Genomic DNA, 18972 nt, shown 5'->3' with positions numbered 1-18972 from the left:
CGAAAATACGATTGGGGGGTATATTATGGCTTCAGCGGAACCTCAAGGAGGTGGTTCAGCTTCCATTCACTGGGGGAAATCCGCAAAAGGAACGTCATGATTGAAGAACTAGTCCATACAGATGCCGAGCGACAGGCAGAGGCCATGCCCTGGAAAGAAGTGGTGGCAAAATATCAAAAGCCCTCGGTTTGGCGCAGTGTCTGGCAGATCGTAAACTCGATCGTTCCCTACGCGGTACTTTGGTATTTGATGTATCTCAGTCTGTCGGTGTCCTATTGGCTTGTCGTCCCCCTCGCAGTTCTTACTTCCGGGTTTTTGGTCCGTATCTTCATCATTTTCCACGATTGCGGTCATGGCTCATTTTTCAAATCGCGCAAAGCGAATGATTTTTGGGGATTTGTCACGGGCGTAATAACGCTCACGCCATATTACCTCTGGCGGTGGGAACACGCGGTGCATCATGCCAGTTCGGGTGACTTGGATCGGCGTGGCAAGGGCGATGTGTGGACGCTGACAGTTCAGGAGTATTTGGAGGCGTCGCGCTGGAAGCGGTTCGCTTATCGCTTGGCGCGCAATCCGATCGTGCTGTTTGTCATTGCCCCCGCGGCCTTGTTTCTCATCAAGCATCGCCTACCTTCCTCGGGCGCCAGCAAACGCGAGCGGCATTCCGTATACTGGACGAACCTTGCTCTTGTGGGCCTGGTCAGTGCCATGATTTCCGTCTTCGGCTGGAAGGCTTACCTGTTGATTCAGGTCAGTGTGGTGTCAATGGCCGGTACGGCTGGCGTGTGGTTGTTTTACGTGCAGCATCAATTTGAGGGAGTTTACTGGGAACGCCGCGACGAGTGGGACTACACGACGGCGGCGCTGCAGGGCAGCTCCTTCTACAAACTGCCCAAGTTACTGCAATGGTTCTCGGGCAACATTGGCTTCCATCACATTCATCACCTTAGCCCGCGGATTCCCAACTACAACCTGGAAAAATGCCACAAAGCCGAACCACTCTTTCAGACCGTGCCCCCCGTGACCCTGTTCTCCAGCTTCAAATCATTCACCTTCCGCCTCTGGGACGAACAGCGCCACCGGCTTATCAGCTACAGGGATCTCAGGGCCATTCGCCGTCAACTGCGCCAAGCCGCGCGGCTCTGACCGGATATCGCAATCAGATCTTCTCTGCCGGCGATCATTTGCGCCGTAGATCGTCCTGGAAACAGCGGATCACTTTCTTGATTTCCTGGACCATGATTGCTCCATAGGCAATCCGGTCAATCCCTTTCACCAACGCCAGGGTTCGGGCGGAAACGAAATCACCCCGCCAAACCAATGCGGCGGATCTATCGCCGATACGGATCGGCCAGATTTCGCACAGGGTGATGGCGCCATTATAACTGCCGCTGACGTAATACTCCGCGTCCATCAGCTGGTAATGATCCTCGACGGGCAACACGTAGATCGCCCCGAGGTTCAGCATGGTGCGATGGTTGGCCTCATACAGGCCCCAATAGGGCAGCGGCGTGAGCTTCGCTGACCGCGGTGTGTCGAGGACCCCGCTCTGCCGCAACAAAACCGCGAACTCGCGGCACACCGACGTCCGTTCGCGCAGGATCGACCGAAGTTGCTCGGTCGACGACACGGTGGCGCCGTTGGCTTCATACGGTGTCACGCCCGCGAAACCCTTGTCCAGAAACGCCGTGACCCGTTGCTGCAACAGATCCGCCCAGCAAGTGCCGACCGTTTGCGGATCGGAATGGCTTTGCGCGCAATCCGAGAGCCGCCGAGCCTCGTCATGAGTCAGGTTAAGCTCCGATTTGGCGGCCGTCGTCGCGAGGGTCTTGTCGAGCAGCCACCGAAATCCGTATTGATCGAAATTAGGGCCCAGGCTTTGAAAATCATTGGCGTGACAAGGGGCCCGCATCGGGTGAAACGCGAAGACTTTCAACGCCTCGTGCGATGACGGATCCCAGGTCCGCAGCCGCCGGACGGCCTCCTTTGCCGTCACCGGTACCACAAAACAGGTCTGGGCGGAAATGCCGTCCGGGGAATCCATCAAGGAACCGCGCTCAGTGAGAATTTCGCCATCGAGCAGCCTTTCAAGGTTGATCGACTGAAAATCGCTGAAGGTCTTCAGGCTTTCCAACGGATCAGACGCCGCCAACGCCACCGTCGAAGCAAGTCCGCCGACAAGGGCGAACAGGTACATCTTACTTCTTTGCACAACAGCGCGCATGATACCTCACGAATGCAAATGACTCGAGATAAAAGATTGAAATTTCGCAGAAAAGAGTTTTTTATCGAGTTCGCGAGACGAACGCGCGGTCTTGATCGTGGAACGCCTACTCACAACTTCAGCATCCGTCGTCAATAATCGGGTGGGCGATAACTGGTTATGCGCATACAACATACGAATCGCCTCTCTGGTCAGCCGCATCGAACCTTTGTGTTAAAAACCCTTACACTGGTAGCAGGAGTCGTGCTGGGGACGAACGCCATGAGCCAAACTATTACTAACTCTCAAGCCAACGAAGTCATCACCGTCGGCGGCGGCTGTTTCTGGTGCACCGAAGCCGTCTTCGAACAATTGAAGGGCGTCGAGAAAGTCGAATCGGGTTATTCGGGAGGCGCCGTACCGAATCCCACCTACGAACAGGTCTGCGGCGGCGATACAGGGCACGCCGAAGTAAGCCAGATCACTTACGACCCCAAAGCTATTTCACTCAAGACAATCCTGGAAGTGTTCTTCACCGTGCATGATCCTACGACGCTGGATCGACAGGGAAACGATGTTGGCACGCAGTATCGATCGGTGATCTTTTATCGCGACGACGAACAGAAGGCCGTGGCCAAACAGGTGATCAAGGAAATCACTGCGGCGAAAATTTGGAGCGGCCACATCGTGACGCAACTCTCACCGTTCAAGGCGTTCTACAAGGCCGAGGATTATCATCAGGAGTATTTCAAACTGCACGGGAGGCAGCCCTATTGCCAGATGGTGATCGCGCCAAAGGTGGCGAAGTTTCGCGAGCATTTCCGGGACAAGCTCAAGGATAACTGAGCCCACACTCGGCAGACCTGGAGTCCCGAAGAGCTTGAATCCTGGCGTGCGTTGGATTATTCCTATGCGCCAAGCATGAGCCTGAATCTCGCTTATCTCGCCCAGGGCAGACTTCACCTCAAACTGGGCGACGAGCCGGTTCGCACCATCGAAAGCAAATTCGCCCAGACCGTCCGTGACCGTGCGCTCCGCCTTCAGCAGCAACATGGATGGAAAAACGAAGGGCGCGGCGCGCGATTCATGTCACGCGGATTGGTTTGGGGCCAAAGCGCGGAGCGTGACCCGGCCGAGATGCGCGTCTCAATCACGGGACTGTCGCGCGGCCGTGACTTGGGCGAATTGTTGTATACCCTGGAAGTGGACCGGGTCACCGGCATCTTCGCCGTACGCGACGGCGGCAACGATGAGCTGCGGCTCTCCCACAGCGCGGACCGGCATGTGCAATTCGTCAGCGCGCGGCCCAATCAGGAACTCATCGCCTGCAGTGTATGGCAGAAGGCCGGCACCGCGAACATTGCCACCAAACGCGCCGAGGGCGGTGCATTGACCGAAGTCACGGAGGGCGATTCGGCCGACCTCGCCCCGCAATGGATTCCCGGCGCACCGCGGGAACTGGTGTTTCAATCTGCCGGCGTGATGCGCGACCGCGATGGCCGCTACTCGGGGCTGGGCCCCTACACAATCCAGCGACTCGATCTCGATACCGGCAACATGACGTGCCTCGCGGAGGAAGCGGATTCCGATTTTCTCGGCCCGCAGATCGCCGCTGACGGTTCGTTGTACTTCATCCGCCGGCCCTACCATTCCCCACACGAACGAATCAGCATCTGGCGGTTTCTCTGGGGGATCGTGTGCATGCCTTTCCGCTTTCTCTTTGCCATCTTTCAGTTTTTCAATTTCTTCACGTTGACTTTAACGGGCAAACCCTTGATCGACGCGAGCGGCGCCAAGCAGCAAGAGATGGACGTCCGCCGCCTGATGATTTGGGGTAATCTTATCGACGCCGACAAGGCGATCCGCGGCGCGCGCCGCACCGGCGAAGACAGTCCGGCGCTGGTTCCCAAATCTTGGGAACTCGTTCGCAAAGCCGCCGACGGCACGGAACACACCGTGGCCCGCGGTGTGTTGTCCTTCGATCTATGTCGCGACGGCTCGCTCGTCTACACCAACGGCAGCGTCATCGACCGGGTTGATTCCCATGGCGCGACCGAGCGTCTCCTGGCCGATCAATTGATCGAGCAGGTTGTCGCGCTCGACTGACGCGCCACTTATGGGCCGTGGGCAGCGTTGTCTGATTGAGGAATCTCGGCTCGGTCACGCGGTATCGATCTGCTCTTGCGATACGCCGGTCAGCCGCACAAGCTTGTTGCGACCCGTCGCTCCGCTCACGATAGTGACCTGCCGACGCTTCACACCCAGCCATTCGGCGATGGTTTCCACCACGGCTTCGTTCGCGCGACCGTCTTCCGGTGGCGCCGTGACGTAAACTTTGACGCTTCCATCCTTCATCTTTGTCACGGTATTGCGCTTGGCGCGTGGTGTAACTCGCACCGAGAGCGTGATCGTCTGCGACTGCGGCTCTTTCACGTCGTCCTCACTTCACGATTATGTCGCTGAGCACATCCGCCCCAAGCTGCTTGGTCACCGGGTCTTTGCTTCCGCAACCCTTGTCGCCAATCGCCGGGTTGGGCGGACGCGGGCATACATCGTTGGACGGTTGTAAATCTGCGTCGCCGTCCAATGCGACCGAGTTGATGGTCACGGTGTAGCGGAAATCAGTATGGTCTGCATCTTTCGTCGTCGCGAGTGGATCGTTTGCGCAATCAAACGCGACATTGTACAGCAACGTCAGCTTCTTCTTCGGTGCGAGCACGACGGGGAACCCTTTCCTCGGCGGCACCAGCGATTTCGCCGGCGATGGACAAACACCCAATGATTCGACGGTCAGGGTCACGACGTTTGTTAGCATGTCCAGGTCGGTGATAGTCTCAACGAGGTTGCCAAGGTTTTCAATCGTCACTTTGACGCCCTTGGTTTGATTGGTTTGGCTTTCGCTGAGCGTGACTCTTTTCGGCGGCGTGATGCTCACTACCATCAGGTCGTGTGTGGCGGGCGGCATTGCGTCCACGATAATGTTGAAGGTGCAGGTGTTGGTGTTTCCGGAAGTGTCCACGGCAATATTCGTGACGACGGTCGTCCCGATCGGAAAGACCGATCCGGAAGCGGGTGAACAATAGTTGGTGGCAATCATACAATTATCGCTGGCCGACGGCGTCGGAAAGTTGACAACGGCGATGGCGACGCCGTTTGCCGCAGTACTGAAAATGTTGGTGCATGCCCCGAGGGACGGCGGCGTGGTATCCACGACGATGACCTGCGCCTGGCACGTATTGGAGGCCCCGTTGTTGTCGTAGACAGTTAACACGACATCATTGGTACCCATGTCGAACGGTCCGGCCGGGCCGAGTGACCGGCTCGTGATCGTGCCGTCATTGTCGAAAGAACCGGCATCGATTGCCAGTGCCGCTACCGTCGCTTGGCAGTTCGAGTCAGCATTCACCGTAATATTGCTGCACAGCGCAACAGGTGGCTGGTTGGGCGCGGGCAGGCCAAGGACGATGACACGAAAAGTGCATGTGTTGGTGTTGGCGGCTACGTCAATCGCGGTGCAGGTCACGGTGTTGGTGCCCAGGGGGAAAGCGCTGCCGGAGGCGGGTGCGCAACTTGTAGCCACGGTGCCGCAGTTGTCGCTGACAACGGGCGCGCCAAACACGACGTTCACTTGCGTCTGCGGCAAAGTGATGTTGGTAACGACATCGGCGGGGCAGGCGATGAGCGGCAATTCGTTATCATTGACGGTGACATTGAATGAGCACTGGGCCACGCCGGAGACGTTGGACGCGATGACCGTCACGCTCGTGATGCCCGGAAGAAAAGTGCTTCCGCTCGGCGGACTGAGAGTGACAACCGGAGCCGGCATGCCCGAGGCGGGGGGATTATATGTCAGTGTGCGCGCGCAGGTACCCGCGACGGTATTCGTGATAATGTCGGCAGGGCAGATGACCAACGGCGGGGTGCCAATCCATACTTTGGAGGCTGTGCCGGTGGCCGAAACACTGGCGACAGTGGCAATGGCGCGGATCGTATCAGTCCCCATGCTGCCATTGCCGGAATAAACAAAGCTGACCTGTCCGCTGGAGTCGGTTACGACATTCGTGCCCTGTCCCGAGTTCGGACCACTGACTACACTGAAAACAACAGATGCACCGACTGCGGGACCGCCGTTGGTAGTTACCGTTGCGTGAACCGTGTCGGCGAGGCCGACAACATTGGTGACAAGCGAGGGTACGAGCACACAATCGACGATGACAGGTGCGCAATATGTTGGGGTGTAAAACACCTGTCCGAGCGCGGGCGTGTCGGTGTGGTCGATGATGCTGTCGTCGGGGTTGGCGGTCGTCCAGCAGTTGGATAGGGCGTGAATGTTGCCGGTCGAACCGGTCAACTCCACGTCCCTTGCGCCGGGATTGGAGAAAGCATTTTGTCCGGCGGACTGCGCCACACCGCCGCCCAGGTCAATTCCTTCATACGACATCGAAGACTCCACTACGCCGTTGCTCTGGCAATTCGTGATGTCATTGTACTCGATTCGTATCTTGTTACTATTGGGGATCGAGCCGAAGACGCGGATGCCAGTCGGCAGCGAGTCGATCAGGTTTCCCGTGATGACGACGGTGTTGGAATAACCGTTCACGCCGATCGCCTGGTTGCCGATACTGACCGCATCACCGCCGGAGGCGCGATAGAGGTAGCAATTGCTGATCACCACCGAGCTTTGTGTGTACGTCCGAATGCATTCGCCATAGCCCAAATGCGATGCTCGAATCGTAGAGTTTTCGACATGGACGTCGGAAAAGTTCGCGGGCGGATCGTTGATATTGATCGTGTGATCGATCTGGCCCGCCTGCTGGGTCAGCTGGTAGATGCGCGCGAAACAACCCTTCAACTGAAATCCGACATCCCATTGTACCAGCACAATCCGCGTATAGAGCGCCACGTTCGTCGCGAAGAGCGATCCGTCCATGACCGTTACTGCGAAGTTGCGTGTCATGTTGACCGCCACGTCGTTGAGCGACAACGTCGTGTTGCTCGCAATAATCCCGCAGGGCACCGTTGGTGAAAAGCCCCCGCCGAATGCCACTTCGCCCCCGCAAATCTCCATTCCCGTCAGCTCGACCGTGCCAGCCGAAGTGATCGTCACGAGGACGTCATTGGTATGGTGAATAATGCAATTCGTGGAACCTGTACCGATGATACGCACAGGGGCTGTGATGTTCAGGAATTCGCGGTAGGTGCCGGCTTGTATCTGGATCGTGTCGTTTGATCCGGCGGCATTGATCGCCGCTTGGATGGTGGGGAAGTCATTGGTCACGTGAATAACAGCGCCGAATAGTCTCGGCTCAAGGCACAACACCAGCGCCGTTACGACGCTGATCAGGACCTTTTTTTGCCGCCTTGTGCTCACGCTGTCATTAATACAATGCAGGTATTGTGCCTTGTTTGGCGTCCCATGTTAGTATGGAAGAGATGCAAACCGTCTTCCTCGTTGGCCCGACCGCCGTTGGCAAGAGCGCCGTGGCGCTGCAGTTGGCGCGCACTCTGGATGCCGAGATCGTCTCGGCGGACTCGATGCAGGTGTATCGCGGCATGGACATCGGCACCGCCAAGCCGACCGCCGAGGAGCGCGCGCTTGTCCCGCACCATCTCATTGATGTGTGCGACATCAGCGAGGTGTTCGACGCCAAGAAGTTCATCGAGATGGCATCACAAGCCATCGACAGTATCCACGCGCGTGGCAAAAAAGCGCTGGTCGTCGGCGGCACCGGCCTTTACGTACGCGCCTTGCGCCATGGATTATTCGAAGGACCTGCGCGGAATGAGGAATTACGAGAGCGGTTGGAGAAGATGAATGCGGTTCAATTATTCGAAGAACTGGAGCGCCTGGATCCGGCGACGGCAAAGTACATTGATCGACATAACCCGCGCCGCTTGGTCCGCGCGCTTGAGGTATTTCACGAGACCGGCCAGCCAATCAGCGAATTGCAGAAAGAGTGGGGCCGGGAGAAAGACAATCGGGCCGTCGCTTCCTCGGGCTTTATGCTAAACCGTGACCGCGAAGATCTTCATGCGCGTATCGAACGGCGAATCGAACAGCAGATCGCCTCCGGGTGGGTTGATGAAGTCCGCCGGCTATTGGAAAGCGGACTGGAGAAAAACGCCACCGCCATGCAGGCGGCGGGCTACCGGGAATTGGTCGCGCATGTGCGGGGAGATCTCTCGCTCGCGGAGGTGGTCGCGCTGATCAAGACGCGCACGCGGCAACTGGCAAAGCGACAATTGACTTGGTTTCGGCGCGAGCCTCAACTAAACTGGTTGGAGATTGGGCGCGAGGAATTGCCATCAGTTACGGTCGAACACATCCTTCAGGGCATGCAACATAGGGAAGAAAATTCAGTAAGTTGAAGATGCACGAAATTCAGGAGCCGTCCCGCGAGAGCGCGCTCCTTATCGGTTTGGAGAGACCCGGCCACGACAGGTGGGCTGTGAAAGATTCCCTCGAAGAACTCCGCGAACTCGCGGTCTCCGCCGGCGCCGAAGTTCTCGACGTCATCAGCCAAAAGCGTGACTCACCCGCTGCCGCCACTTTCATCGGGACCGGCAAAGTCGAGGAACTGGCCGCGAAATGTCGCGATACCGGCGCCAACCTTGTGATTTTCGATGACGACCTTTCACCCGCGCAGGGTCGCAACCTCAGCGAAATCCTTGGCTTGAACGTCAAGGTGATCGACCGCACGGAACTCATTCTCGATATCTTCGCGCAACGCGCGCGCACGCGTGAAGGCAAAATTCAGGTGGAACTAGCGCAGCTTCATTACATGCTCCCGCGGCTCGCGGGTTTGTGGACCCACTTGTCGCGTCAACGCGGAGGCGTCGGCTCGCGCGGTCCTGGCGAACAACAGCTCGAAGTTGACCGCCGCCGCGTGCAGGAAAAAATCCATCGCCTGGAAGACGCGTTGGATGAAGTGCGCAAGAACCGGCGCGTTGAGCGGGGCGGCCGGCAACGGTTGCACTGGCCGCTGGTGTCGATCATCGGGTACACGAACTCCGGCAAGAGCACCTTAATGAATAAATTAACGGGCGCAGGCGTGCTCGCGGAGGACAAGCTGTTCGCGACACTTGATCCGACCGCGCGCAAGCTGCGTCTGCCGAACAACCAGAACATACTACTCTCCGATACGGTCGGTTTTCTACGCAAGCTGCCGCATCATCTCATTGACTCATTTAAGGCCACACTGGAAGAGGTCGTGGAGGCCGATCTGCTATTGCATGTCGTGGATGCGAGCCATCCGCATGCGCACGAACAGATCAAGGCCGTTGAGATTGTGTTGAAGGAACTCGACGCTTGGGGTAAATCCACCGTGGTCGCGCTCAACAAAATCGATAAATTGGAAAATGGCGCCGCTGTTCTGGAGGGCTTTCAGCGCGAATTTGACCGGTCGGTACCGATGTCGGCGAAGACCGGTGAAAACCTGGATGCCTTGCGCGACGAAATCGCGAACCGACTGAGCGATCGCCGCGTCGATGTCACGTTGTCGATCCCGCAGGACCGCGCCAAGACGATCGCGCTGGTGTATCGCAGCGGTTACGTCACCGCGCGTGAAATGGAAAACGGCAACGTCGTTCTTCGAGCGCAAATCCCGAAAGTGTTGGCTGGTGAATTAACACCCTATGTTGTGGACGAAAGTAAATAGTTCGGTGGTGACGGGCCGTCCAGTCCTGTTGGCGCTGGCGGTGATCTGCTTCATTCTGGGAAATGTGGTCGGCGAGCTGGATCCATCGCGTGATTGGGAATGGATCATCATTCACCATAGCGCCACGCGCATGGGTTCGGCGGAGGTGTTCGACGCGGCGCACCGCTCGCGCGGAATGATCAACGGCCTGGCCTACCACTTCGTCATCGACAATGGGACCGAAGGCAAGGCCGACGGCTTCATCGAAACCGGACCGCGTTGGATCAAACAGATGCAGGGCGGTCATTGCCGCCAGGCGTACATCAACGAGCACGGCATCGGCATTTGCCTCGTCGGAAATTTCTCAGTCGATCAACCCACGTCGAAGCAACTCGACTCGCTCGTGCTTCTCATCCGTGGCTTGCAGGAACAATTCCATATTCCGAACGACCATATTATGGGCCACGGTGAGGTGATCGGCGAATTCAGTGAATGCCCTGGTTCGCAATTCCCCTGGGAGGAATTCCATAAAAAGCTGCACGAAGCCGGTGGCACGGTTTCGTCCGTCCTGACGAACAACCCTGGCCGTGATTTACAGGCGCAAGCTCATCGTCCCTAATCATGACCACCTACCTGATTCGGGAGATGCCCGAAGGAGAACGCCCTCGGGAACGACTGAAACTCCGTGGTGCGGCGGCACTCACTGAAGCCGAACTGGTCGCGATCCTGTTGCGGACAGGAATGAAAGGCATCTCCGTTGTTGAACTCTCCCAACAAATTCTCCGGGAGTTTGGTTCATTGGAGGGATTGGCTCGGACTCCTCTCGAGGCCATCGCGAAAATCAAAGGCGTCGGCGAGACGAAAGCCATCCAACTGAAAGCCGCCTTCGAGTTGGCACGCCGTCTCAGCGATTCTTCACGCGGGAAACAGCGGATTGTCAGTTCCCCGGAAGACGCCGCCGCCGTGATGCGCGAAGACATGCGCAGTCTCGACCGCGAAGAGTTTCGGGTGCTCCTGCTCAACACGAAGAACGCCCTCATCAAGAAATGCGAGGTGTCGCGAGGCTCACTCAACGCGAGCATCGTCGAGCCCCGCGAAGTCTTCAAGGACGCCATCGCCGCTTCCGCCGCGTCGATGATCCTCGTGCACAATCACCCCAGCGGCGACCCGACTCCCAGCAGCGAAGACATCGCCGTCACCAAGCGCCTCGTCAAAGCCGGCGACCTGCTCAACATTGCCGTTCTCGATCACATCATCCTCGGCCACCGCAACACCAAACGCGACCTGGACTTTGTGAGCTTGAAAGAAATGGGATTGATGTGATGGCGCCTCACGCACTCCGCTGGCAAATCCGTTTGTACTCCTCCAGCGCGAAGCGGTCTGTCATGCCGGCAATGTAGTCGCAGATGGCGCGGTAGAGGCCGACCTTCTCCAGGCGGCGCTGGGTGCTTTCGCCCATGAGGCGTGGGTTGGCAGCGTAGGCGCGGAAGAGTTCACCCATGGCGGCGACGGCGCGTTCGTGGGGCTTGTGGGCCACGGGGTTGAAGTAGAGATTCTTGTAGAGAAAATCACGCAATTGCTGGTTGGCCTTCCTCAGTTCCTTGCTATAGCTGACCAGCGGTTTGCTCAGTTGGCGCACTTCGTCGGCGCTGTTCACTTTGGCCGCTGCGATGTTGGTGGCACTCGTGGCGATCACGTCTGATACCTCGCGCTCAATCAACTCGCGGATGGTGAACGCGCATTGCCGGTCCTGGTCCATGCCGGGGTGTTCACGGTTGACTCGCGTGAACGTAGCCTGCCAAATCTCAACCTCTTTGAGTTGTTCGACAGTAATTAGTCCCGCGTCCAGGCCGTCGTCAAGGTCGTGCGAATAGTAGGTGACTTCATCCGCGAGATTGGCGATCTGCGCTTCGAGCGAAGACGATTTGAAGTTGAACTCCTCCAACCGCGTTGGCTTGTCGTACTGCGTATAATGTTTCGCTAAACCTTCGCGCGTTTCCCACGTGAGATTCAGCCCGTTGAAGTTGGGGTACTTTTCTTCCAATTCCGTCACGACGCGCAATGATTGCAGATTGTGCTCGAACCCTCCGTGGTCTTTCATCAGTTTATCGAGCATCTCTTCGCCCGCGTGACCGAACGGCGAATGACCGAGGTCATGCGCGAGCGCAATGCTCTCGGCCAAATCCTCATTGAGTTGCAACGCGCGGGCGATGCCGCGGCTGATGCCCGCCACTTCCATCGTGTGCGTCAGGCGCGTTCGAAGGTGGTCACCCGTGCCGTTGAGGAAGACCTGCGTCTTGTATTCAAGCCGGCGGAAGGCGCGGCTGTGGATGATGCGGTCGCGGTCCCGCTGAAAATCCGTGCGCAGACTGTGCTTGGGGTCGGGAAACGCCCGTCCGCGCGAGTCGGCGGCCTTCTGCGCATAAGGGGCGAGAAGCTTGTATTCGAGTTGTTCCAGTTCGACACGATCGCGTGGCATAACGTGGCGGAAGTGTCGCAAATCACGTCCACGGACGCAAGTGTTTGACCTGCGCGAACTGTGCGGTAATAATGTTTTGAATGAACCACTCACAAGAACGCGTGCAACCGGCTTTGAGCCAGTGGGTTTATCGTGTTTAATATCACACAACTTCCCAGCGGCGTGCGCGTCGCCACCGCCGAGATGCCGCACATGGACAGCGTCACGCTGGGCGTGTGGGTGGGCGTGGGTGGCCGCTATGAATCCGCCCGCTTGAGCGGCGCTTCACATTTCATCGAGCATCTACTCTTCAAAGGCACGCGCCGCCGCAGCGCCAGGCAAATCAGCCAGACGGTCGAGGGAGTTGGCGGTTACCTCAATGCGTTCACGGGCGAGGAAACCACCTGCTACTACGCGAAGGCCAGCCACGTCCATTTCGATACCTTGCTCGATGTGCTCGCGGATATGTATCTGCATTCCCGCTTCGCGGTCGCCGAGATTGATAAGGAACGTGGTGTGATCAAAGAAGAGCTGCTGATGTATCACGACCAGCCCGACCATTACGTGCATGAACTGCTCAGCGAGACGCTGTGGCCCGGACATCCGCTCGGCCGCTCCCTGACCGGCACGGTCAAATCGCTCGACGGCATGGATCGTGGCGGGCTCCTCGGATTCAAGCAGAAGAAATACGTGGCCGCCAACACAGTCGTGGCGGTCGCCGGTCACTGTGAGCATGACGACATTGTCCAGCGCGTTGAAAAGACTCTACTGCTGCCGAGGAATGGCCACTCGCCGGTCTTCGAGCCGGTGCATGAAGCGCAGCGCGGGCCGCGCCTCCGCTTTTTCACCAAAAACTGCGAGCAGTCCCACCTCGCCATCGGGATTCGCGGTTACTCACGCCACGACCCACGTCGCTACGCCTTGAAATCGCTCAGCGTCATCCTCGGTGAGAACATGAGCTCGCGCCTTTTTCAAGTGATCCGCGAACGGCACGGGCTGGCCTACTCCATCCAATCGTCGACAAATTATCTCTCCGATACCGGCGCGCTGCTGATCTCCGCGGGGCTGGATACGAAGCGATTGCACCGGGCGCTCGCGTTGATACTCACGGAGCTGCGCAAGATTTCCCGGCAGCCGCCATCCGCAATCGAGTTGCAGCGCGCAAAGGATTATGCCATTGGCCAGATGCGACTGGGTTTGGAGAGCACTGCGAACCGTATGATGTGGCTGGGTGAACACCTGCTCGCGTACGGCACGATCCAAACGCCGGCCGAAGTCGAGCGGCACATCACCGGGGTCACGGCGACCGATGTACAAAAGGCTGCGGCGGACATCTTTCGAAACAATCGCCTCAACGTCGCCGTCATCACGCCAAGCAAGGACGAAAAAGCGGTCAGTTCCCTGTTGTCGTTCTGATAATTGCCCAAGCCAGAGCCGGCAAGGCCCAGGCCCACGGGGCGCGAAAATCCCGCAGTTCATCCAGTGTTTTTGTCACGGCGTAAAGGTGGCGAAGCCGTTCGGGGCGGTCGTGGTAGTAGGTGACGAAATCGTACAGCCAGATGCCCCAAAGTCCCCACGTCACCAACTGCGATTGCAGCGCAAAGACAACCATGACGAGCGCGCCATAAACCGCGAAATCAATCTTCCGTCTGGTCGGCAACTCTTGCAGCACGCGCCGTCGTTCCATCGTGGCCATTTTGAAGCGAAGTTCGAAGACTTTTGCGTTGAGCCCGAGCGGCATGGCCGCGATGATGAGCAGCGCCACGCCAAGCCAGTCCCAGCCATGCACGCCAAACCAGTGCAGTTGCGCAAGGGTGAGGAGTGCAATGACTAGAAACGCCACATTCATCCAGCGCCGCCGGGTGCGATCGTGCTCGGCCTCGCTCGGATCGTGCATGCGCGTTGCGCCGTGCATGCCGCCCGGTGCGGCGTCTGATGGGCGAGGGGATGGATTCATGGTTGGCGCGGATGATAGCGGGGGATACTATGGACGTAAACAAGAACCCCAGCCGTGAATCAACAACCCGTTGCCCGAAAACAACCGTGGACCGAGCCGCGCGACCGCTTCGCCGAGTTCGCGGCGAAACCGTATGCGGTCTGGCTCGATACCGCTACCGGCGCGACAGGTTACTCGATTCTTGCCGCTGGACCGTCGAAGATTGTCCGTTCGAAGGGAAGCCAGACTGACATCATTACGCCGACCGGCACCACGCACATCGAGGGTAATCCCTTCGATATCTTGGGCGAACAACTGGCGCCCCACTATCACGGCACCTCCGGTGACTTCCCTCTCGGCGCCGCCATTGGCTATTTCGGGTACGACCTTAAGAATTTCGTCGAGAGGCTTCCCGCAAAGGCTCCGGATGACATTGGCCTGCCGGATTGCTGGTTCGGTTTCTATGACAACCTACTCGTCTTCGACCATGCAAAGAAAGAGGTCTGGGAAGTCATCGGTGGGTCCGATTCTTGCCGATCGTCGGGGCGCAGACCGCTTACTTCATCGCCGAGTGACCATCGTTCCAATTTCACGCGCGACTCCTACCGCGTCGCAATTCTCCGCGCGAAACAATACATCGCTGCGGGTGACATCTATCAAGTCAACCTTTCGCAGCGGTTTCAGTGTGGAGTGGACGCCGCGCCGACGGAGCTTTACCGGGCACTTCGCGAATCGAATCCGGCGCCGTATTGTGCGTATCTCGACATCGGTGAGGCGCAGATTCTCTCCAGCTCGCCGGAGTGTTTCTTGAACATCCACGACCGGCGCGTGGTCACGCGTCCCATTAAGGGCACGCGTCCGCGCGGCGCAACGATTGAAGAAGATACGCGCATCGCCACCGAGTTGCTTGCTTCGCCAAAGGACAACGCCGAACTGGTGATGATCACGGACCTGGAGCGCAATGACCTTGGGCGTGTCTGCGAGTTTGGCAGCGTGCAGGTCAGTGAGTTGGTGCGTGTGGAAACTTACGCGACCGTGCACCATCTGGTCTCGACGGTCGAAGGGCGGTTGCGAAGCGATGTGAGCCCAGTCGATTGCGTGCGCGCGTGTTTTCCCGGCGGATCCATCACCGGCGCGCCGAAAATCCGCGCCATGGAAATCATTGACGAGTTGGAACCGCACGCGCGCGGGGTGTACACAGGGGCGATTGGTTTTCTCGGTTACAACGGTCTCACGCATCTGAACGTCGCCATTCGCACCGTGGTGCAGCAGGGCAGGGAATTGACATTTCACGCCGGTGGCGGCATCGTGGCCGACAGCGAGCCCGACGCCGAATACGACGAGACACTGGTGAAAGCGCAGGGAATCCTCAATGCAATCAAACAATTACGCCTACGTTAACGGGCGCTTTGTACTTGAGGCCGAGGCCACTGTCTCGATCTTTGACCGCGGGTTCCTCTACGGCGACGGTGTGTTTGAAACGATGCGTGTGTATGGTGGGAAGGTTTTTCGTCTAATGGAGCACGTTGGTCGATTGGTTGCTGGTATCGATTTGCTTGGTATCGATTTGGAGGAAACTTCCCAGTACTTACAAGGGGTGTGCGAGGAGATCGTAACTCGCAACAGGGTCGTCAGTGGGATGACACGGCTCTGCGTTACTCGTGGTTTGAGCAACGTTGGTCTTTCCGGTAAGAGCGCGGCACGACCGACAATAGTGGCGGTTGCTCAAGAGAGGGTATTCTCCACCGACGCCACGCCATTGCGAGTTGTCGTTGCTAGCACGCGTATCGACGCGCATTCCCGCCTAGCGCGCGTGAAGTCTGCAAACCGATTGCCATACGTGCTGGCAAAGCTGGAAGCTGAACGGTGCGATGCGGACGATGCAATACTCCTCAACGCGGCCAACCACGCTGTTGAGTTGACTGCGAGTAACCTGTTTGTCTATCGGGAGGGCAAACTTGTTACGCCACCATTAACTGACGGAGCCCTGCCGGGCATCACTCGATCACTTGTTCTGATGCTGGCTGCCCAGACAGGGATCGACGTCCAAGAAGCCAGTTTCACCGTGGAAATGGCGTGTCACGCTGAAGAAGCGTTTGCTACGAATAGTCTTTTTGAAATCTCGCCGATTGCAGCGATTGATAATCAACTATTGAGCCAACGACGAATCACTAGTCGCTTGCAGGAAGCCTTTCGAGAATACGTACGGGACGAGTTATTGTTGCCCTAGTACGCCCGGGCCATGACAACACGTTGCGGTGACGGCTGACCTGTCAGGATGCATTTTCCTTCGCCTTTTGCTTCGTCGGGAATCTGGTCGGGGAAGGGGATGCAGCGGATGGTGGTTTCGAAACGCTTGGCCATCTCATCTTCTTGGTCATGAGTGCCGGCCCAATGGACCCAGGCAAAGCCGCCAGCGTCCTTGGCGAAGTAGTTTTCAAACTCTTCCATGGTGTTGATGACCCGCGACCGCTTGGTGCGGAAGACTCGGGCGCGTTCGAACAGCTCGCGTTGCATCGTGTCGAGTGTGAGTTTGATTGAGGCAATGGCTTCGGCGCGCGGGACGAATGTCTTGCGGCGCTTGCGAAGTTCCTGCTCGGTCTCGCCTTCTTTCTCCAATACAAACCGGCGAACGAGGCAGAGGCTACCTTTCTCCAAATCTTTCGGACCGATCTCGATACGTAGCGGCACGCCCTTGGCCTCCCACTCGTAGTATTTTGCGCCGGGCATGATGCCATCGCGATCATCGAGTTTGATGGCGAGCCCCTGTGACTTGAGCTCGGCGACAACCTTGACGGCTTCGTCGAGGACGAGGGCTTTCTCCGCATCGGTCTTGAAAATCGGGATCACGACGACGTGAATCGGGGCGAGCTTCGGCGGCAGTACCAGACCGTTGTCATCGGAATGGGTCATGATGAGCGCGCCGACGAGGCGCGTGGAGACGCCCCAACTCGTGGCGTATACGTATTCGCGTTTGCCTTCCTTGCTGAGGAAGGTCACATCGCTGCTCTTGGCGAAATTCTGGCCGAGATAATGGCTCGTGCCCATCTGGAGAGCTTTGCCGTCCTGCATCAGGCCCTCGATGCACAGCGTGTCCAGCGCGCCCGCGAAACGTTCGCCAGGCGTTTTGCGCCCCTTGATGACGGGGACGGCGGCGACGTTCTCCGCAAAATCCGCGTACACGTCGAGCATGCGCGCGGTCTCTTCCACTGCCTCGGCTTCCGTGGCATGGGCGGTGTGGCCCTCCTGCCAGAGAAATTCGGTGGTACGGAGGAACAAGCGGGTACGCAATTCCCAGCGGACGACGTTGGCCCACTGGTTGATGAGGAGCGGCAGGTCTCGGTAACTTTGGATCCAGCCTTTGTATTGCGCCCAGATGATCGTCTCACTCGTGGGACGAATGACGAGCGGCTCCTCCAGCTTCGATTCGGGATCGACCACCACTTCGCCGTTGATGGACTTCAGGCGATGGTGGGTGACAACGGCACATTCCTTTGCGAAGCCGGCCGCGTGCTGCTCTTCCTTCGTAAGGAAGGAGAGGGGAATGAACAGCGGGAAATAAGCGTTCACATGCCCCGTAGCCTTGAAGCGGTCGTCCAACTCGCGTTGCATCTTCTCCCAAATCGCGTAACCGTGAGGTTTGATGACCATGCAACCGCGCACGGGCGAGTGCTCGGCAAGGTCGCCGCGTTTGATAACGTCGAGATACCATTGCGCATAGTCTTGCGCGCGGGGGGTGACGCTGTTGGTGTCAGCTGGCTTGGGTGTATTCGGTTGACTCATGCGCTGCTGTCTCTAACGCAGACTCACCGGGAATTCGAGCCGAAAAAAGTCGTGTCCTTTGGGGATGGCGGAAAATCACAAATTCCTTGGAAAAAACCTAAAGTAAAGTTTGACTGGGAGACGCAAAGTTGTATAAGTGGGAGTTGGCTGTTCTGTGCGGCCAAACAAGGAGGTTTGGGGATGAATGCCGTTCTCGCAGCCGGGGGCATCTTGTACATTTTTGGACAAGCTGACCTGCCCGGCAAAGTAATCGTTGTGGTGTTGTGTCTTGGCTCGGCCTTTACCTGGTCGGTCATGCTCACCAAGTGGCAGCAACTTCGCCGCGCGCGTGGCACGGGCGACTCGTTTTTGGCGCAGTTCCGTCGCGAGCGCGACCCGCTGCATCTTTTCATCAATAATTACGAAGTAGCGGACTGCCCGCTTTACAACATCTACCGCATGGGCGCGGAGGAAGTTTCCTCGCAGTTCGGGAACGGTAGTAATCCCCGGAAGGTCGCCGGCGGCTATAAGGCGTTTGGCGGGACCGGCACAACGACGCTTGCGGCAGTCGATACCGACGTCAGCCTCTCCGAGCGAACCGTTGTGAACCTCGATACGCTGCGCGGCGCACTCGGCCGCGCAATCGATGGCGAAGTAATGAAGCTCGAATCGCAGGTTAGCGTGCTCTCCACCGCCGTGACAGCCGGTCCGTTTCTCGGGTTGCTTGGCAGTTCATGGGGTGTGATGAGCGTGTTTGCCGCGATCGGCGAGTACGGGACTGTGCGTCTCGGCGCGGTGGCACCGGGTATTTCGGCGGCGTTGCTGGCCACGGTCGTCGGCTTGCTGGTGGCAGTCCCCTCGCTGTTTGCCTATAACTGGCTCGCGCAACGAATTCGGCACGCCACGATGGAAATGGAAAGCTTTGCCGACGAATTCGCAAATGCCGTCGAGCATAACTACGTGACGAACTGAT

General features: G+C 58.0%; 17 protein-coding genes. 11 read left to right on the top strand and 6 right to left on the bottom strand.

Annotation, left to right across the window (positions count from 1 at the left end; translation table 11 throughout):
* Positions 1-96: 96 nt before the first annotated feature.
* A complete protein-coding gene (locus VNL17_15040) occupies positions 97-1149 on the top strand; it encodes a fatty acid desaturase (protein ID HXI85396.1) in 1053 nt (350 codons plus the stop codon).
* Between the two features lie 34 nt (positions 1150-1183).
* Here VNL17_15040 and VNL17_15035 read toward each other — a convergent pair whose 3' ends face one another.
* Entirely contained in the window at positions 1184-2200 is a 1017-nt protein-coding gene (locus VNL17_15035) for a hypothetical protein (GenBank protein ID HXI85395.1), read from the bottom strand.
* Between the two features lie 288 nt (positions 2201-2488).
* Between VNL17_15035 and msrA the strand changes: the two genes are divergently transcribed.
* Both msrA and VNL17_15025 read left to right on the top strand, forming a co-directional pair.
* On the top strand, positions 2489-3052 hold the full coding sequence (gene msrA / locus VNL17_15030) for a peptide-methionine (S)-S-oxide reductase MsrA (GenBank protein HXI85394.1): 564 nt from the start codon (positions 2489-2491) through the stop codon (positions 3050-3052).
* Positions 3053-3127: 75 nt separating this feature from the next.
* Positions 3128-4312 (top strand): hypothetical protein, encoded by a 1185-nt coding sequence (locus tag VNL17_15025; GenBank protein ID HXI85393.1) that lies wholly within the window; start codon positions 3128-3130, stop codon positions 4310-4312.
* Between the two features lie 54 nt (positions 4313-4366).
* Here the strand turns inward: VNL17_15025 and VNL17_15020 are convergent, their stop codons facing one another.
* Positions 4367-4639, bottom strand: coding sequence for a DUF167 domain-containing protein (locus tag VNL17_15020; protein HXI85392.1), 273 nt, complete (start codon positions 4637-4639; stop codon positions 4367-4369).
* A gap of 7 nt (positions 4640-4646) precedes the next feature.
* Positions 4647-7577 carry an HYR domain-containing protein gene (locus VNL17_15015; GenBank protein ID HXI85391.1) on the bottom strand — a complete coding sequence of 977 codons (2931 nt, stop codon included), beginning with the start codon at positions 7575-7577 and terminating at the stop codon, positions 4647-4649.
* Positions 7578-7630: 53 nt separating this feature from the next.
* Between VNL17_15015 and miaA the strand changes: the two genes are divergently transcribed.
* Genes miaA through radC form a run of 4 tightly spaced genes read left to right on the top strand, consistent with a single transcriptional unit; the run spans position 7631 to position 11166 of the window.
* Positions 7631-8575, top strand: a complete 945-nt coding sequence (miaA, locus tag VNL17_15010) for a tRNA (adenosine(37)-N6)-dimethylallyltransferase MiaA (GenBank protein HXI85390.1) — start codon at positions 7631-7633, stop codon at positions 8573-8575.
* Positions 8576-8577: 2 nt separating this feature from the next.
* Positions 8578-9864 carry a GTPase HflX gene (gene hflX, locus VNL17_15005; protein ID HXI85389.1) on the top strand — a complete coding sequence of 429 codons (1287 nt, stop codon included), beginning with the start codon at positions 8578-8580 and terminating at the stop codon, positions 9862-9864.
* The gene (locus tag VNL17_15000; protein HXI85388.1) at positions 9842-10462 is read left to right on the top strand and encodes a peptidoglycan recognition family protein; all 621 of its coding nucleotides are present in this window, start codon (positions 9842-9844) and stop codon (positions 10460-10462) included. Before hflX ends, VNL17_15000 begins: the two co-directional genes overlap by 23 nt.
* Before the next feature lie 26 nt (positions 10463-10488).
* Positions 10489-11166, top strand: coding sequence for a DNA repair protein RadC (gene radC, locus VNL17_14995; protein ID HXI85387.1), 678 nt, complete (start codon positions 10489-10491; stop codon positions 11164-11166).
* A 7-nt stretch (positions 11167-11173) separates the two neighbouring features.
* Here radC and VNL17_14990 read toward each other — a convergent pair whose 3' ends face one another.
* Complete coding sequence (locus VNL17_14990; GenBank protein ID HXI85386.1) at positions 11174-12322, bottom strand: deoxyguanosinetriphosphate triphosphohydrolase; 1149 nt, start codon at positions 12320-12322, stop codon at positions 11174-11176.
* Positions 12323-12454: 132 nt separating this feature from the next.
* Here VNL17_14990 and VNL17_14985 point away from each other — a divergent pair, with 132 nt between their 5' ends.
* Positions 12455-13717, top strand: a complete 1263-nt coding sequence (locus tag VNL17_14985; protein ID HXI85385.1) for a pitrilysin family protein — start codon at positions 12455-12457, stop codon at positions 13715-13717.
* On the opposite strand, the gene VNL17_14980 is transcribed toward VNL17_14985, so the two are convergent.
* Entirely contained in the window at positions 13695-14258 is a 564-nt protein-coding gene (locus tag VNL17_14980) for a hypothetical protein (protein ID HXI85384.1), read from the bottom strand. The two genes, VNL17_14985 and VNL17_14980, sit on opposite strands and share 23 nt — an antisense overlap.
* Positions 14259-14312: 54 nt before the next feature.
* Between VNL17_14980 and pabB the strand changes: the two genes are divergently transcribed.
* Complete coding sequence (pabB, locus tag VNL17_14975) at positions 14313-15638, top strand: aminodeoxychorismate synthase component I (GenBank protein HXI85383.1); 1326 nt, start codon at positions 14313-14315, stop codon at positions 15636-15638.
* Positions 15610-16467 (top strand): aminotransferase class IV, encoded by an 858-nt coding sequence (locus VNL17_14970; protein ID HXI85382.1) that lies wholly within the window; start codon positions 15610-15612, stop codon positions 16465-16467. Before pabB ends, VNL17_14970 begins: the two co-directional genes overlap by 29 nt.
* Here the strand turns inward: VNL17_14970 and proS are convergent.
* A complete protein-coding gene (proS, locus tag VNL17_14965) occupies positions 16464-18020 on the bottom strand; it encodes a proline--tRNA ligase (GenBank protein HXI85381.1) in 1557 nt (518 codons plus the stop codon). The genes VNL17_14970 and proS overlap by 4 nt on opposite strands.
* Positions 18021-18200: 180 nt before the next feature.
* Between proS and VNL17_14960 the strand changes: the two genes are divergently transcribed.
* On the top strand, positions 18201-18971 hold the full coding sequence (locus VNL17_14960) for a MotA/TolQ/ExbB proton channel family protein (protein ID HXI85380.1): 771 nt from the start codon (positions 18201-18203) through the stop codon (positions 18969-18971).
* The last annotated feature ends 1 nt before the right edge of the window (position 18972 follow it).

The sequence above is a fragment of the Verrucomicrobiia bacterium genome, from assembly GCA_035577545.1.
Lineage (GTDB): Bacteria > Verrucomicrobiota > Verrucomicrobiia > Palsa-1439 > Palsa-1439 > Palsa-1439.
The sequence above is the reverse complement of the archived record's forward strand: the minus strand, read 5'-3'. Positions and strand labels throughout refer to the sequence as shown.